Genomic DNA, 15,224 nt, shown 5'->3' with positions numbered 1-15,224 from the left:
GCCTTCCCAGGGGCGGCGCCTAGGTTGGACGGCGTGACCTTCGACCTCGACGCCTATCTGTCCCGCATCGGCTTCGTCGGCGACCGCGCGCCGACGCGCACGACGCTCGACGCGCTCGCCGCCTGCCACACCCGCACCATCCCGTTCGAGAACCTCGACCCGTTCCTGGGCACTCCCAACCGGCTGGACCTGCCGTCGCTGCAGGCCAAGCTCGTCGACGGCGGACGCGGCGGCTACTGCTTCGAGCACGGCCTGCTGCTGCGGGCCGCGCTCCAGGCCCTCGGATTCGCAGTCACGCCGCTGGCCGCCCGAGTGCTGTGGGGGTCGGACGACCCGCGCGCGCTGACCGGCCGCACCCACATGCTGCTGCTGGTCGACCTCGACGACGAGCGACGCGTGATCGACACCGGATTCGGTGGGATGACGCTGACCGGGACCCTGCGCCTCGAGCACGACACCATCCAGCCGACACCCCTCGAACCGTTCCGGCTGGTCGACCTGGACGGGGACTGGGCGATGCAGGCCCGCATCGGCGACACGTGGCGCACGACGTACCGGTTCGACCTGCAGCCGCAGCTGCCGATCGACTACGAGCCGACCAACTGGTACCTGTCCACCTGGCCGGGCTCGCACTTCGTGACAAGGCTGATGGCCGCGCGCGCCACCGAGGACCGGCGGTATGCACTGGCCGGACGCCGGCTGACGGTCCACCACGCCTGCGGCGCAACGGAGCGCCGCGTGATCGACGATGCCACCGAGTTCCGCACGGTCCTGGAGCGGGACCTGCTGATCGACACCTCCGGCCTCACCGGACTGGACGCCGCGTTCACGCGGCTCGACTGACCGGATTCACGCCAGGTAAAGCGCTCGCGCGCGGGCGGTGTCGATGACGTTCGCCTCCGCGATCGGCAGGAAGTGGTCCAGTTGCCACGCCTGAGTGCTGCGGGCCTGTCGGCTGGTCGACACCGCCGACGGCGGGTACACGCGGATCGCCCGCTTCCCGCCCGCACCGTCGCGCGAGAGCACACCCCGATCGCCGAGCACCCCGCGCGGGAAGACGAACTGCCCCAGGTGATCGCCGTCGCGGACGCCGACGACGACCAGGTCGATCGGGTCGTCGACGTCGAAGGGCGCGATGGGTCCGTGCTCCGACCGCTTCCACAGGGTGACGAACTGGCCGACCTTCCTCGGTGTCGTCCTGGCGACCCGAAACCGGATCGGCCGACCCTCGACCGTGAACTCGTGCGCCCCGTAGGCCGCGCTCTCCGGCTCGGGAACCGGTCGCGAGCAGGCGAACCCGCACGGGTCGTACACCCGCGTCTTCGCCGCGAGCAGGTCGCCGGGGAGCGCGCAATCCTCCGACCAGGGTTCCGGATCGGCGGGCATGCGCACGAGTCTACGGCGACGCGCGACTTCGACCGGCCCCGCATTGCTGGTCGAATCACCTTGATGCCGATAGCGTTCGGCGCATGAGTCCTGACCCGGATCACCTCTCGACGCCGCACAAGTCGGAGCCGCACGGCCAGGGGCTATCCGCCAAACTGAACTGGCTGCGGGCGGGGGTCCTCGGCGCCAACGACGGCATCGTGTCCACCGCCGGGCTCGTCGTGGGCGTCGCCGCGGCCAGCACCGACCGCGGCCCGATCTTCACCGCCGGCATCGCCGGGCTGGCGGCGGGCGCGGTGTCCATGGCGCTTGGCGAGTACGTCTCGGTCAGCACCCAGCGCGACTCCGAGCGGGCGCTGCTGGCCAAGGAGCGCCAGGAACTGGCCGAGCTCCCCGAGGACGAGCTGGCCGAGCTGGCGTCCCTGTACGAGGCGAAGGGCCTGAGCCCGGCCACCGCAAGGACGGTGGCGCAGGAGCTGACCGAGCACGACGCCTTCGCCGCGCACGCGGACGCGGAGCTGGGCATCGACCCCGACGAGCTGACCAACCCGTGGCAGGCCGCGATCTCCTCGGCCATCTCGTTCACGGTCGGCGCACTGCTGCCGTTGATCGCGATCCTCGTCCCGCCTGCCACCTCGCGGGTACCGATCACGTTCGTCGCGGTGCTCGTCGCGCTGGCCCTCACCGGCAGCATCAGCGCCCGCCTCGGCGGATCCCCGCGGGGCAAGGCCGTGTTGCGAGTCGTTCTGGGCGGCGCGCTCGCGATGCTCGTCACCTACGGCATCGGACAGATCGTGGACACCGTGCAGGTCTGAGCCGCCGCGCCGCCGAGAATGCGTATCGTCCGCGGTCATGGCGAAAACCGTTCGGACCGTCTGGGATTCTCCGCCAGGCCTCGTGCTGCTGACACTGTTCTCGCTGGTATGTGCCGCGGCGCTGTGGGAGTTCAGCGGGCCGAGGCCGGATTCGCCTGCCGTCTACCTCGGGCTCCTGTTCATTCCTGCGGTGTGCTGGGCGACCAAGACCGCCGGGTATCTCGCGCGTGGCCGACGGTGGTCCTGGCGGGTGGCCGCGTTCCGGCGGTGGTGACGGCCTCGTTCGGGTTGATCTGGCTCGACGTTCCGGGTGAGCTGCGGTGGGATTTCGCGCAGCCGCGACTCGAGGCCGCCGTGCGCGAGATCGAGTCCGGCTCCGATCCAGCCGCGATCCGCAATCGCGAGGTCGGCAGCTTCACGATCGAGCAGGTCCTCACGCGCAACGACAACGTCTACTTCGTGTTCCCCGGCGGGGGCAAGACCACAAACGGCATCGCGTACTTGCCGCACGGTGTGCCCCGGACGGCGGACCGGATCGGGCAGTACGTGAACGTCGGCCACATACGCGGTGACTGGCACTGGGTCAGCATCACGCCCGCGATCGCGCCGTGATGCGCGCACCGAAAAGGAGTCGCCCGGTTGCGAGGTACCGCTGGACCACCTACGCAGTCTTGTGGCCGGTGGTGTGCGCCACGGCATTCGGTGCGGTCGTGACGTTCGGTGTCTCCAACCGCAATCTCGCCGCGTTTCCGCTCGGCGTGCTGGCGGCATTGCCGGCCGGGATCGTCCTCGGCGGGATCGCAATCGCTGCCGGTACCGCCGCATTGGGCGTGATCAGGCGGGGAATCCTGCGCGACCGCGCCGCGGGACAGATCGTGCTGTTCGCCCTGACGACGGCCGTCGCCGTGACCGCGGTCGCCGCCCTGCCCTTCCTGATCGGCGGTGGTGCCGCAGTCACCGTTGCGGTTGCGCCGCTGGCGATCCTCTTCGCGGTCGCGGTGATCGGCGCGTCCACCTACGCTCCGCTCGCGCTTCGAACGGACGCACTTCGGCGCTGAGCGTCATCGCAGCCACGCCGGGCTGATCGTGCCTGTCAGGCCCGGTCGGCGGGCGCCATCAGCACCGGGATCACGAACTGCTCGATCATCGCGCGCTCGTCGGCATCGTCGGCGCCGGGCACGGTCAGCAGCGAGACGATCACCCGCACCAACCACCGTGCGCGCCTGGCGATCTCGAGGTCGTCACTGGCGGGCGTGTTGGCGAGGAAGCTCACCCCCAGCACCTCGATCACCTCGGAGGTGCTCGCCAGTTCCGAGGCGATGCCCGCGTCGCCGAGCCCGAACCAGGCGGCCAACGTCGGCGTCGCGCGCACCTCCCGCACCGAGGCGAGGATCGCCGCGGTGATCCGTTCGCGCGGATCTTCGATGCCCGCCACCACGCGGGTCACCCGCTCGCCGAGCCGCCGCGCCTCGCGGTGCACGAAGGACAGGTGCAGGGCGCGGCGGTTCTCGAAGTAGCGGTACAGGGTCGCGCGCGAACACCCGGCGGCCTTCGCCACCTCAGCCATGCCGGTGGTCGCGACGCCACGCTCGACGAACAGCTCCGCGGCCGCGTCCAGGATGCGCTCTGCGGCGAGATCGGTGCGCTCGTCGCGCAGCCAGGTTCCGGAACTCATGGCCGGAACGGTACGTGCGTGGGCCGCCTGACGTAGTTGCCCGCCGCGTACTCGACACCGTCGACGTCGACAGTGAAGTCGGGGCACCGCGCCAACAGCTCCTCGAGCGCGACCCTGGCCTGCATCCGCGCGGCCGCCGCGCCGAGGCAGTGATGGCTGCCGTGGCTGAAGGACATGATCTGCCGCGGCTTGCGGAGCACGTCGAACTCCTCGGCGTCCGCGCCGTACGCCCGGTGATCGCGGTTGGCGGAGCCGTAGACCAGCAGCACCTTGCGGCCAGCCGGGACGGTCGTTCCCTCGATGGTGACGTCGCGGGTGGTGGTCCGGGCCAGCCCCTGCACCGGAGACGTCAGCCGGAGCAGCTCGTCGACGGCGTCGGGGATGCGGCTCGGATCCTCGAGCAGCAGGGCGCGCTGATCGGGGTGCTGGGTCAGCAATTGCACTGCGCCGCCGAGCATTCCGGTGGTGGTGTCGTTACCGCCGGTGACCATGGTGAAGGCGAACCCGAGGATGGACAGGATGCCGGCGAAGTCGCCGTCCGCGCCCATCCCGGCAGCGACGAGATGCGAGATGGTGTCGTCGGCCGGCTCGGTCCGCCTGCGCTCGATGAGCCCGGTGAAGTACATCATCAGGTCCCCGACCGCGGCGGCGGCCTCGAGGGGATCGCCGTTCGCGTTGGCCGCGACGATCGCCTCGGTCCAGCCGTCGAACTGCCCGCGGTCCTCCTCCGGGACCCCCAGGTAGTGCGCCACCACCATGCTCGGCAGCGGCTTGAACAGCTCGGTCACGATGTCGCCCCCGCCCGCCGAGCGCAACCCCTCGAGGCGCTCGACGACGAACTCGCGGACGGTCGGCTCCACCGCCTCCACCTGCCGCGGGGTGAATCCGCGGGCGACCAGTTTGCGAAAGTCGGTGTGCACCGGCGGGTCGAGCATGACCAGCGGTGGGTTGTCCTTGAGGCCGATCTTCTCGAGCTCGCCGTAACTCGTCGTCAGGCCGTCCGCGGAGGAGAAGGTCTCGTGGTCACGGGCGGCCGCGAAGACGTCGGCGTGCCGGGTCAGCACCCAGTAGTCGTCGGCGGGCGCTCCCGCGGGCACCACGTGGTGGACCGGGTCGTGCTCGCGCAGCTCCGCGTACATGCCCCAGGGCTCGCGCCAGGACTCAGCCGAGCGCGGAACGTAGGCGGCCTTGCCGGACATCGTTGTCGTCATGTGTCGAGAGTGAGACACATTGGCATATTTGTCAACGGCTATTCGCCGTCATATGCCCGCCGCAGTTCGTTCACGTCGAGCTTCTTCATCTGCAGCATCGCCTGCATGGCCCGCTGCGCCTTCTCGGGATCACCGCTGACCATCATTTCCTCGAACCCCGGGGGCACGATCTGCCAGGACAGTCCGTACTTGTCCTTGAGCCAGCCGCACTGGACCTCCTGCCCACCGTCCGCGGTGAGCCTGCCCCAGTACTCGTCGACCTCCTCCTGCGAGTCGCAGTTGACGAGCAGCGAGATCGCCTCGGTGAAGGTGAACTGCGGGCCGCCGTTGATCGCGTTGAACTGCTGGCCGTTCAGCTCGAAGTCCACGGTCATCACGCCGCCCTCCGGACCGGGCGAACCGGCCGGGTACCGCGCGATCGTCAGGATCCTCGAATTCTTGAAGATCGACACGTAGTAGTTGGCGGCGTCTTCGGCCTGGTCGTCGAACCAGAGCGAGGGGTTGATCTGCATCGTTGCCTCCCGGGTCGTCGTTTTCCCACCCTCACACGTACAGACCCGGGAGGCACTGCAAACTCATCGACAGACGGCGACCATTCGGCGAACGGCCTCGATCAGCTCCCCAGGCCGGGCAACTTGGCCGTCAGGACGCTGGCGTCGAGCACCTGCGCGCCGGTGGTCTTGGTCCAGACAATGGCACCGTGCGTGAACATCCGGAACCGACCCGCCTCGTCTGGCATCGACAGCTCCGGCCCGACCGGCGCGCCGAGCACGCCCAGGTGCCCGCCGAGCTCCGCATACTTGCGCTCGATGTCGGTCGGCTCCAGCTCCCCGGTCGGGTCGGCGTTGTCGACCCCCGGCGCGGCCAGCGCGGAAGCGGGCGGCGGCGCGGCGGGCCCGACCCCCTCGGCGATGGTGAACCAGTCGGACTTCAGCCCCAGCTTGGTGCGCGCCTCGTCGCCGGTCGCCTCCTTGGTGCCGGTCGACCCGGCCACCCTCAGCCCGGTGACCCGGCCGCCGTCGGCGCCGAGATTGTTGCGCGAGGTGACCTCGATCGAGTGCAGCTCACCGACGCCGAACGCGGTGGCGATCTCGCCCGCGGTCAGGGTCTGCGTCCACTTGTGGTTGGGCGACTCGGTGTCGCCGAGGTCCTCGACGGCCCCGAACGCGCCGCCCGCGCTGTACCCGCCGGTGGAGGCCGAGAACTCGGCGGATACCGGCTTGCCCTCCTTCATCAGCACCTTGCCGGTCGTGGACCGGACCGCGTCACTGGTCTTGGGATGCTCCTTGGACGAGCCGCCGTACACCTGGCAGTCCTGCGTGTCGCAGGTCTCCGCGTAGGCGTACCTCTTCTCCGCCGCCGCGTAGGAGCGCGCCGCGACGGCCTGCGCGCGCAGCGCCTCGGCGCCGCCGGTGTCCGCCCACTCGGCCTTCGATTCCGCAGGCACGACGCCGAGCAGGTAGTCCTCCATGTCGACATGGTTGACGACCCGGGGAGCTTCGCCCTCGAGCGCGACGCCGAGCGAGCCGCGGAACGGCACGCCGCCGCCGCACAGTTTCAGGTGCTCGTTCGCGGGGCGGTCGGGCGCGAGGTCGACGGGGTCCACCCACGGATGGGGCGTGGATTCCTGCCACAGCACGTCTCCGTCGCAGCCCCTGGTGACGACGACCGTCGCGCCGCCCCCGGGGTTCGCGGTCAGGTGCGCGGCCTCCCCCGGCGCCACCGTCCGGCCGGCCACGCCCATCGGCGAATCCGAGAACACGTCCAGGCCCTTGCCGTCGAGGCCCTGGAGTCGGACGCCGATTGCCTTGTCCCCCAACACATCGAGCGTGGTGCCGCCGTAGTAGTAGCCGAGGATGCGCTCGGCCGTCCAGCCCTGCTTGGCGTAGCCGTACGCGCCCCACTGCCCCATGCCACGGCCGTGACCGTGGCCGTAGCCGGTGATCGTGTACGGGGCGTCGGCGGCGACCGTCTCGGCGACGTCCGGGCCCGCCGACCGGGTCGCGACCACGACCCCGACGGTGCCTCCGACGAGCAGCGCGGGCGCCAACCCCAGGATCGCGGCCCGCATCGCGAGCGGTTTCCAGCCGCTCCGCATCGGTCGTCCCACGACGAATTTCTTCCTACGGGTCCTCGCCATACCCTGATCTCCTCATCGACGGAGTTGATCGTCAGCGCGCGACAACTGGGTGACGCGCGGTGGCGCGTGTATCCGGATCTCGAAAGCCTCAAGTTAAGGTTGAGCGTTGGAATAATTGTGACTAGTGTGGCAAGAGTGACTAGCGATGGCAACAACCGTCACGCCTGCATCACCAGTTACTGACCGGGCGACACCCGCGAACCACAACTGAGGGAGTCCGTTTTGCCGTATCGCCGACCAAAGCCGTCAATCGTTCTCGGCACGGTTGCCGCCTTGGCGATCGCGAGCCCGCTCGCGGTCTGGGGCGTAACCAGCACCACCGGCATCCGTTCCACCACCGACTCCGCACCCTCAGCGGTCCCGACGCAGATCGCCGAGGTCGTCCTCGCGCAGGTCCCGGACATCGTGATCCCGCTCAAGGACATCACCGGACTCGACCTGCCCGACCTCCGGCTCTCGGACCTGAAGAAGCTGCCGATCCCGGCCAACCTCCCCACCGAGATCCCGCTGCCGCAGAACCTGCCGCTGCCCCCCGGGATCGCGCTGCCGCCGTCGATCCAGATCCCGCCGCTGACCGCACCCGGCGACATCGCCGGTGGCGCACCGACTCCCGCGCCGGCACCGGAACCCGCGCCCGCGCCCGCCACGAGCGCCGAGGAGCAGTTCGGCACCGCGGTCAAGGAGATCACCCGCGACACCCCGTTCAGCATGATCGCGCTGACCTCGGAACTCGGCGCCACCGCCGCGAAGGTGCGCGCCAAGCTGGCCGACGGTTCGTGGGGCCCCTGGTTCGCCACCGAGCAGGTCGACTCGCGCAAGAACGACAAGACCACGGGCGGCAAGACGGGCACCGAACCGGTGTTCGTCGGCGCCACCAAGGCCGTCCAGGTGCTGGTCACCCAGGCCACGAACGCCGTTGCGGCGCTGCCCACCTCGGGAACCGCGGACGCCCCAGGCGTTCCGGCACCGGCGCCCGTGCTGCCGAACCAGCTGGTTCCCGGCGACCCCGCGCAGCAGCCGATGGGCTTCGCGCCCGCCGCACTGTCGAACCCGCTGCGCGCGCAGGAATCGGCGCCGGAACCCGGTCCGGCACCGCAGCCCGAAGCCGCACCGCAGCCCGAGCCGGCCGCGCAGCCGGCGGCGGTGTCGCAGGCCGAAACGGCGCAGCAGCTCGCCGACGCCGTCACCGCTGTGCTGATCGAGCCCGGAACCGCTGAATCGGACAGCACCCTCGGCGACATCGCCACTCCCCTCGGCAGTTCTTCCGGCCCGAAGGTGATCACCCGCGCGCAGTGGGGCGCCGACGAGTCCATCCGCTGCCAGGACCCGGTGTACGACGACTCCCTCGGCGGTGCGACCGTGCACCACACCGCGGGCAGCAACGACTACTCCAAGTCCGAGTCTGTCGAGATCGTTCGCGCGATCTACGCGTACCACGCCGCCACGCTCGGCTGGTGCGACGTCGGATACAACGTCCTGGTCGACAAGTACGGCCAGATCTTCGAGGGCCGCGCCGGTGGCCTTGACCGGAACGTCCAGGGCGCACATGCGGGCGGGTTCAACGAGAACACGATGGGCATCGCGATGATGGGCGACTTCTCCTCGGTCACCCCGCCGCAGGAGACCGTCAACGCGGTCGGCAAGTTCCTCGGCTGGCGACTCGCCAAGGCGGGCCTGGATCCCAAGGGCAACACCACGATGTACTCCGAGGGCACCGAGTTCACGCCGTACGCACAGGGTGAGGCCGTCGATCTGCCGATCATCTTCGCGCACCGCGACGTGGGCAACACCAGCTGCCCTGGCGACGCGGGCTACGCCAAGCTCGGCCAGATCCGCGACATCGCCGCCGCGAACCTGGGCGGCGGATCGTCCTCCGGCTCCGGCGTGCTCGCCGCCGCACCCAACACGTCCGGCACCGACAACGCGACGCCCGGCCAGACCGACACCGCCGCCCCGAGCGGCACCGGTTCGACGGCGGACGCCATCGGTGCACTGGTGGGCGAACTGCTCCGGCTGACCGACCCCTCCCCCATCGCGCAGAAGTGGATCGCGGAGGGTGGCGACACCGGACGCCTCGGCAACTCGCTGTCCGGCGAGATCCCGGTCAAGGGCGGCAACAAGGTCGTGAAGTTCACCAACGGCGCCATCGCCACCTCACCCAACGGCGGGGTGTGGACCGTGCTCGGCAAGATCTTCGAGACCTGGCAGACCTCCGGCCTCGACGCCGGCTCGCTCGGCCTGCCGACCAGCGACGAGTACCCGGTGCCGGATGGCAAGCGCACCGACTTCGAGGGCGGCTCGCTGATCTTCAACGAGCTGACCGGCATCGTCACCACGATCCTCAAGACCTACAACGACACCTACGCGAAGGCCTATGAGGAGGGCGCGGCAGCAGCGCCCGCCGCGGCACCCGCTCCGGCAGCAGCGGCTCCCGCTGCCGAGCCTGCACCCGCCGCGGTGCCCGAGGCCGCGCCGCCCGCCGTTGCCGAGCCGGCACCCGCGGGCTGATCACCCGGCAGGCGGCGAGGGCACACACCCCTTGCCGCCTGCACACCCGCGGTGCACGCTCAAGCCCTGTGTGCGGCCGTCAACGAGTGTGATGCGGACCCATCCGAATCCGACCGGACCGAACCCGCGCCGATCGCGGCGATCGCGGCGATCGGCGACAGCGTCAGTTCGCCCACCAGCGCTCGAGGATCCTGGCCACACCGTCCGCCGAGTTCGACGTCGTGACCTCGTCCGCGGCCGTGATCGCGTCGAGGTGCGCGTTGGCCATGGCCACGCCGTGCCTGGCCAGGGTGAGCATCGGCACGTCGTTGGGCATGTCGCCGAACGCGACGATGCCGGACACCGGGATACCCAACTGCTCGGCGACCACCGTCAGCCCGGACGCCTTGGTGATGCCGGGTGCGGAGACCTCGATCAGGCCGTTGTCGGTCGAGTACGTCAGGTCCGCTCGGTCGCCGATCAGCGGGGCGAGGGCGGCGGCCATCTCGGCGCTGCCTGCGCCGGGCAGCCGGATCAGCAGCTTCACCGCAGGGTGGGCCAGCACCTCGTCGCCGGACATCTCGGTGTTGTCCGGGTTGAGCCAGGCGTGCTCATAGCCCGGTGAGCTGACGAACTGCGGGGTGGCCGCGTCGTGCGCGCTGGCCCCGACCCGCTCGGCGGCGAGGCCGCAGCCGGGCAGCGCGTCCAGCGCCAGCTCGGCGAGCCAGGCCAGCGCGTCGGTGGACAGCGTGACGGCGCTCAGCACCTTGTCGGCATTGCTGTCGTAGACCACCGCACCGTTCGCGCAGACGGCAAGCGGCGCGAATCCGAGCTCGTCGACCACCGGCGCGATCCAGCGCGGCGGGCGACCGGTGGACAGCACGAAGGGCGTCCCGTCGGCCACTGCCGCCTGAACTGCGGCCCTGGTCCTGGCGCTGACCTTCTCCTCGTCGTCGATCAGGGTTCCGTCGACGTCACTGGCGATCAGCAGGGGCTTGGTGTGTCGGTTGTCCTGCACCGAACCCATCATGCCGCAATCAACTGACGACGCTGACTACAGCGAAGGCGACGGTGACGAGGCTTGCCAGCCGCGAGGCTGGTCGGCTGGGGGATGGTCATGGTGACCGGCGCGCCGGTTTCGGCGGCGGGTGGTGTGCCTGAGTTGGTGCCGAACCCGCCCCCGCCGACCAGACCTCGCCATCCCCAACCTGGTGGAACACGTTCCACAACAGAAGGGCCATCGAAGCCGAGGGCCCCGGCCACGCTGGCCTGATTGCGAGTTCAACGATTCGGGACACTAACGAACAAGTTCTCATCTATGGTCCAAATCACAGAATCTCTTTACTTCTGTTTAACTAACTTCTGACCCAGCAAGGAGCACTACATGTCCTTCACCCACGTTCGCAGGGGCGCGGTCCCCGTGGTGGCCGCGGCGGCGATGGCCGCAGGCGGCCTGCTGATGGCGGCCCCCGCCTCTGCGGCGCCCACGTCGATCGAGTTCCTGGGCGCCTGCCAGGCGAGGGCGGTCCTCACCCAGCACATGTCGCAGCCGCTGGGCATGACCATCGACGCCCCGGACGCCGTCAAGGTCGGCGAGCAGTTCAGCTACCGCCTCCAGCCGACGGTCAGCTCCCTGCCCGACAAGGAGTCCATCGCCACGACCACCGACATCCAGCGACTCAAGATCGACTGGGAGCTCCCGGAGAACACCGAGTTCGTCGGAGCGACTGTCGTGGCAGGCACCGGCAAGGGCCTGACCGGCGTCGCACCCTCGGTCATCCGCGTCAACGACGCGGGCGAGCCCGACGCGGCCGGCACGATCCTGCGCCTGTCCGGCGACAACGAGACCGTCGGCAACGGCCCGAAGTCCAGCCTGAACTCTCCCGGCGGCATCGCGGTCGAGAAGACGAAGACCGACATGGACGGCAACCCGACCACCGACGGGTCGACGAAGTTCCAGCTGCCCGCCGTCGAGGTCACCGTCAAGGCCGTCGCCGAGGGCGTCGTCACCCCGAAGGTGCGCGTCTCGGGCGAGGCCGCCAACTACAACAACGAGAAGAACTACGACACCTTCCTGGCGCGCGCCTTCGCACTGGGTTCGCAGCAGAACGCGCCGACCTTCTGCACCCCGAAGGACGGCAAGCGGCCCGCCAACGACGTCCCGGTGAACGCGGGCGGCCAGGCCCTCGCGACCATCCAGGTCGGCGCGGGTGGACCGGTCGACCCGGGTCCCGGCCCCGGCCCCGGCGACCCGGGCACCGGTTCCGTCGACCTCGGATCGGTCGGGTCCATCTTCGGATCCTGACAGGCAGCATCGCCGCGGTGGTGCGGTTACGGAGTGCTGCGTCCGTAACCGCACCACTGCGCGTCAGCGCCTCAACGCCCGCTCGAGCGAGTCGTCGGGGCCGGAGGTGACCTTCGGGTCCCGGCTGCTGAGCATGTCCGCGACGGCCTTCGGCCTGGCCAGCCATTCGCGGGCGGTGTTCCTGGCGACGGTGATGAATCGGCAGTCGCATTCGCCCTTGACGCCATCCGCGTCGATTCCCGCGTCGCGGCACAGCGCGACCGCCCGCGAGACGTGATTTCCCTGGCTGACGATCAGCGCCTTGCGCACGCCGAAGGTGTTCGCGGCGCGTGCGCAGGTGTCATAGGTATCCAGGCCGTAGTCATCGCCGACGATCAGCTTGCGATCGACGCCCTGCGCCACCAGGTAGTCGGTCATCGCGGCGATCTCGTCGCCGGAGGTGCCGTTGGCGTCGCCGGAGACCAGCACCGCGCGGGCCTTGCCCTCGCGCACCATCCGCGCGCCGACATCGAGGCGGCCGGCGAGGAAGGACATCGGCTGACCGTCCTGCACCTTGGCGCCGAGCACGATCACCACGGGTGCATCCGGCGCGTCGACCGGGTCGTACACGTGCCCGGCCGACGCGACGCCGATCCAGGCCATCGCGCCGAGCAGCACCACGACCAGCAGGACGACCAACGATGCCGCGACGCGCAGCAGGCGACGCCTCACCGCTGCGCCCGTCGGGCCGCCTTCTCCTCGGCCTCTTCGGCGTCCATCCGGTTGGCCTCTTCGAGCGTGGGGGCGCTCCCGCCCAGGCGCGCGGGCACCCAGTAGGCGCCGGTGGGATGCTCGTAGTTCTTCTGCAGCTCGTGCAGCATCGACTCCATCGTTTCGTGCAGCTTCGCCGTCAGCTCACTCGCCGGTTCGAACGGCTCGATCGGCTCGCCGACCGCGATGGAGATCGGGGTGTTGGTGCGGCCGAGCCGCTTCGGATGACCCTTGGTCCAGACCCGCTGGGCACCCCAGATCACCGTCGGGACGATCGGCACCCCGGCCTCGATGGCCATCCGCGCGGCGCCGGACTTGAACTCCTTGAGCTCGAAGCTCCTGCTGATGGTGGCCTCCGGGTAGACGCCGACCAGTTCCCCGCCGCGCAGGTCGTCGACGGCCGCCCGGTACGAGTCGGCGCCCGCGCCGCGGTCGACGGGGATGTGCTTGAGCGAGCGCATGATCGGCCCGGAGATCTTGTTGTCGAAGACCTCCTTCTTCGCCATGAACCGGATGTAGCGCTTCACGGTGCGCGCAGGCAACCCGGCGTAGGTGAAGTCCATGTATCCGGTGTGGTTGACGGCGATCACCGCCCCACCCCTCGCCGGGACGTGCTCGTCACCGGTGACGGTGAACTTCAGCCCTTGGGCGGTGAACACCGCGCGAGCGATGCCGATGATCGTTCTGTAGACGGGTTCCACGTCGGCCAGCGTAGCCCGACGGCCGTGATCCAGCCCACCGCGAGGGAGCGGTCCGCACGCGGTTCGCCGCCTACGGAGGCCACGCGGGGTGCTCACCGACCTGGGCGCCGCCTACCCTGGGAGGCGTTCAAAACCCCAGGAGGCAAACCAGTGCAGGTCACCAGCGTCGGACACGCCGGATTCCACATCCAGACCAAGGCCGGATCGATCCTGTGCGACCCCTGGGTGAACCCGGCATACTTCGCGTCCTGGTTCCCGTTCCCGGACAACACCGGCCTGGACTGGGACGCCATCGGCAACTGCGACTACCTCTACGTCTCGCACCTGCACAAGGACCACTTCGACCCCGAGACGCTCAGCAAGCACGTCAACAAGGACGCGACGGTGCTGCTGCCCGACTACCCGGTGCCGGACCTGCGGCGCGAGCTGGAGAAGCTGGGCTTCACCAAGTTCTTCGAGACCGAGGACTCCGTCAAGCACACCGTGAGCGGACCCCAGGGTGACCTGAACATCATGATCATCGCGCTGCGCGCCCCCGCCGACGGCCCGATCGGCGACTCCGGCCTGGTCGTCTCCGACGGCGAGACCACCTGCTTCAACATGAACGACGCGCGCCCGGTGGACATGGACGTGCTGCACGAGCAGTTCGGCAAGATCGACCTCCACCTGCTGCAGTACTCGGGCGCGATCTGGTACCCGATGGTCTACGACATCCCCTCGCGCACCAAGTCGAACTTCGGCAAGCAGAAGCGTCAGCGCGGCATGGACCGCTGCCGCAGCTACATCGAGCAGGTCGACGCCACCTGGGTGGTGCCGTCGGCCGGTCCGCCGGTGTTCCTCGACGAGGAGCTGCGCTACCTCAACGACGATCGTGGCGACGAGGGCAACATCTTCCCCGATCAGATCGTGTTCCTCGAGCAGATGAAACTGCACGGCAACGACGGCGGCGTCCTGATGATCCCCGGCTCGACGGTGGACGTCCGCGGTTCCGAACTGACCCTGACGCACCCCATCCCGGACGCCGAGGTCGACAAGATCTTCAGCGACAAGGCCGCCTACATCGAGGACATGGCGCAACGACTGGCGCCGGTGCTCGCGGCGGAGAAGGCGTCCTGGGCGTCGGCCGAGGGCGAACCGCTGCTGGAACCGCTGCGCGCGAAGTTCGAGCCGATCATGGCGCAGTCCGACCTGATCTGCGACGGCATCGGCTACCCGGTCGGCCTGGTGATGGGCGACGAGACCGTGGTGCTGGACTTCCCGCAGCGGGTCGTGCGCGCGCCGATCGAGGGCGAGGGCAAGTACCGCTACGGCTTCCGCATCGCCCCCGAGCTGGTGCGCACGGTGCTGCGCGACGACGAGCCCGACTGGGTGAACACCATCTTCCTGTCCACCCGGTTCCAGGCCTGGCGGGTCGGCGGCTACAACGAGTTCCTGTACACCTTCTTCAAGTGCCTCACCGACGAGCGGATCGCCTACGCCGACGGATGGTTCTCCGAGGCGCACGACGATTCGGCGTCAATCGAGCTGGGCGGCTACGAAATCCAGCGCCGCTGCCCGCACCTGAAGGCGGACCTGTCCAAGTTCGGTGTGGTCGACGGCACCAGTCTGACCTGCAACCTGCACGGCTGGCAGTGGGATCTCGAGACCGGCCGCTGCAAGACGTCGAAGGGCCACGAACTGCGCACGTCGAAGCTGTAGCCCACCGGGTCCCGCGGGCGATCTCGAATCGGATCCGTGTGTCGGGAATTACCCCG

General features: G+C 69.6%; 16 protein-coding genes. 8 read left to right on the top strand and 8 right to left on the bottom strand.

Annotated elements, in window-relative coordinates; all coding sequences use genetic code 11:
• Window positions 1-33: 33 nt before the first annotated feature.
• Window positions 34-843, top strand: coding sequence for an arylamine N-acetyltransferase (locus ACFXMV_RS03105; RefSeq protein ID WP_378499072.1), 810 nt, complete (start codon window positions 34-36; stop codon window positions 841-843).
• Window positions 844-849: 6 nt separating this feature from the next.
• Here ACFXMV_RS03105 and ACFXMV_RS03100 read toward each other — a convergent pair whose 3' ends face one another.
• Window positions 850-1,386, bottom strand: coding sequence for a MepB family protein (locus tag ACFXMV_RS03100; protein ID WP_378502585.1), 537 nt, complete (start codon window positions 1,384-1,386; stop codon window positions 850-852).
• A gap of 83 nt (window positions 1,387-1,469) precedes the next feature.
• On the opposite strand from ACFXMV_RS03100, the gene ACFXMV_RS03095 reads away from it, so the two are divergent.
• The 4 genes from ACFXMV_RS03095 (at window position 1,470) to ACFXMV_RS03080 (ending at window position 3,259) form a co-directional block, all read left to right on the top strand.
• Window positions 1,470-2,201, top strand: coding sequence for a VIT family protein (locus tag ACFXMV_RS03095; RefSeq protein WP_378500085.1), 732 nt, complete (start codon window positions 1,470-1,472; stop codon window positions 2,199-2,201).
• A 37-nt stretch (window positions 2,202-2,238) separates the two neighbouring features.
• Window positions 2,239-2,475, top strand: a complete 237-nt coding sequence (locus ACFXMV_RS03090) for a hypothetical protein (protein WP_378500084.1) — start codon at window positions 2,239-2,241, stop codon at window positions 2,473-2,475.
• Window positions 2,472-2,813 (top strand): hypothetical protein, encoded by a 342-nt coding sequence (locus ACFXMV_RS03085; RefSeq protein ID WP_378614182.1) that lies wholly within the window; start codon window positions 2,472-2,474, stop codon window positions 2,811-2,813. The genes ACFXMV_RS03090 and ACFXMV_RS03085 overlap by 4 nt, the downstream gene beginning before the upstream one ends.
• A gap of 98 nt (window positions 2,814-2,911) precedes the next feature.
• A complete protein-coding gene (locus ACFXMV_RS03080; RefSeq protein ID WP_378500082.1) occupies window positions 2,912-3,259 on the top strand; it encodes a hypothetical protein in 348 nt (115 codons plus the stop codon).
• Between the two features lie 35 nt (window positions 3,260-3,294).
• On the opposite strand, the gene ACFXMV_RS03075 is transcribed toward ACFXMV_RS03080, so the two are convergent.
• From ACFXMV_RS03075 to ACFXMV_RS03060, 4 genes are all read right to left on the bottom strand, one after another.
• Window positions 3,295-3,876, bottom strand: coding sequence for a TetR/AcrR family transcriptional regulator (locus tag ACFXMV_RS03075; protein ID WP_378500081.1), 582 nt, complete (start codon window positions 3,874-3,876; stop codon window positions 3,295-3,297).
• Window positions 3,873-5,087 (bottom strand): cytochrome P450, encoded by a 1,215-nt coding sequence (locus ACFXMV_RS03070; RefSeq protein WP_378500080.1) that lies wholly within the window; start codon window positions 5,085-5,087, stop codon window positions 3,873-3,875. The genes ACFXMV_RS03075 and ACFXMV_RS03070 overlap by 4 nt, the downstream gene beginning before the upstream one ends.
• Before the next feature lie 38 nt (window positions 5,088-5,125).
• Window positions 5,126-5,599 carry a VOC family protein gene (locus tag ACFXMV_RS03065; RefSeq protein ID WP_378500079.1) on the bottom strand — a complete coding sequence of 158 codons (474 nt, stop codon included), beginning with the start codon at window positions 5,597-5,599 and terminating at the stop codon, window positions 5,126-5,128.
• Window positions 5,600-5,700: 101 nt separating this feature from the next.
• The gene (locus ACFXMV_RS03060; RefSeq protein WP_378500078.1) at window positions 5,701-7,227 is read right to left on the bottom strand and encodes a SpoIID/LytB domain-containing protein; all 1,527 of its coding nucleotides are present in this window, start codon (window positions 7,225-7,227) and stop codon (window positions 5,701-5,703) included.
• 222 nt (window positions 7,228-7,449) lie between these two features.
• Here ACFXMV_RS03060 and ACFXMV_RS03055 point away from each other — a divergent pair, with 222 nt between their 5' ends.
• A complete protein-coding gene (locus tag ACFXMV_RS03055) occupies window positions 7,450-9,735 on the top strand; it encodes an N-acetylmuramoyl-L-alanine amidase (RefSeq protein ID WP_378500077.1) in 2,286 nt (761 codons plus the stop codon).
• Between the two features lie 163 nt (window positions 9,736-9,898).
• On the opposite strand, the gene ACFXMV_RS03050 is transcribed toward ACFXMV_RS03055, so the two are convergent.
• Entirely contained in the window at window positions 9,899-10,732 is an 834-nt protein-coding gene (locus ACFXMV_RS03050; protein ID WP_378502586.1) for an HAD family hydrolase, read from the bottom strand.
• A gap of 366 nt (window positions 10,733-11,098) precedes the next feature.
• On the opposite strand from ACFXMV_RS03050, the gene ACFXMV_RS03045 reads away from it, so the two are divergent.
• Window positions 11,099-12,019 carry a hypothetical protein gene (locus ACFXMV_RS03045; protein ID WP_378500490.1) on the top strand — a complete coding sequence of 307 codons (921 nt, stop codon included), beginning with the start codon at window positions 11,099-11,101 and terminating at the stop codon, window positions 12,017-12,019.
• A gap of 63 nt (window positions 12,020-12,082) precedes the next feature.
• Here ACFXMV_RS03045 and ACFXMV_RS03040 read toward each other — a convergent pair whose 3' ends face one another.
• Together ACFXMV_RS03040 and ACFXMV_RS03035 are read right to left on the bottom strand one after the other, a co-directional pair.
• Window positions 12,083-12,730: a vancomycin high temperature exclusion protein gene (locus tag ACFXMV_RS03040; protein WP_378502587.1), complete on the bottom strand. Its 648-nt coding sequence runs from the start codon at window positions 12,728-12,730 to the stop codon at window positions 12,083-12,085.
• Window positions 12,727-13,470, bottom strand: coding sequence for a lysophospholipid acyltransferase family protein (locus ACFXMV_RS03035; RefSeq protein WP_378502588.1), 744 nt, complete (start codon window positions 13,468-13,470; stop codon window positions 12,727-12,729). The genes ACFXMV_RS03040 and ACFXMV_RS03035 overlap by 4 nt, the downstream gene beginning before the upstream one ends.
• A 150-nt stretch (window positions 13,471-13,620) precedes the next feature.
• Here ACFXMV_RS03035 and ACFXMV_RS03030 point away from each other — a divergent pair, with 150 nt between their 5' ends.
• On the top strand, window positions 13,621-15,168 hold the full coding sequence (locus ACFXMV_RS03030) for a Rieske 2Fe-2S domain-containing protein (RefSeq protein ID WP_378500487.1): 1,548 nt from the start codon (window positions 13,621-13,623) through the stop codon (window positions 15,166-15,168).
• Window positions 15,169-15,224 lie beyond the last annotated feature (56 nt).

Source organism: Rhodococcus sp. NPDC059179 (genome assembly GCF_042754885.1).
Classification (GTDB): Bacteria; Actinomycetota; Actinomycetes; order Mycobacteriales; family Mycobacteriaceae; genus Rhodococcus_G.
The sequence above is the reverse complement of the archived record's forward strand: the minus strand, read 5'-3'. Positions and strand labels throughout refer to the sequence as shown.

What these genes read in the sequence shown, in the direction of transcription:
- ACFXMV_RS03100 (WP_378502585.1), bottom strand. Translation starts at nt 1,386, where the DNA reads ATGCCCGCCGATCCGGAACCCTGGTCGGAGGATTGCGCGCTCCCCGGC.
- ACFXMV_RS03095 (WP_378500085.1), top strand. Translation starts at nt 1,470, where the DNA reads ATGAGTCCTGACCCGGATCACCTCTCGACGCCGCACAAGTCGGAGCCG.
- ACFXMV_RS03090 (WP_378500084.1), top strand. Translation starts at nt 2,239, where the DNA reads ATGGCGAAAACCGTTCGGACCGTCTGGGATTCTCCGCCAGGCCTCGTG.
- ACFXMV_RS03075 (WP_378500081.1), bottom strand. Translation starts at nt 3,876, where the DNA reads ATGAGTTCCGGAACCTGGCTGCGCGACGAGCGCACCGATCTCGCCGCA.
- ACFXMV_RS03070 (WP_378500080.1), bottom strand. Translation starts at nt 5,087, where the DNA reads ATGACGACAACGATGTCCGGCAAGGCCGCCTACGTTCCGCGCTCGGCT.
- ACFXMV_RS03065 (WP_378500079.1), bottom strand. Translation starts at nt 5,599, where the DNA reads ATGCAGATCAACCCCTCGCTCTGGTTCGACGACCAGGCCGAAGACGCC.
- ACFXMV_RS03060 (WP_378500078.1), bottom strand. Translation starts at nt 7,227, where the DNA reads ATGGCGAGGACCCGTAGGAAGAAATTCGTCGTGGGACGACCGATGCGG.
- ACFXMV_RS03045 (WP_378500490.1), top strand. Translation starts at nt 11,099, where the DNA reads ATGTCCTTCACCCACGTTCGCAGGGGCGCGGTCCCCGTGGTGGCCGCG.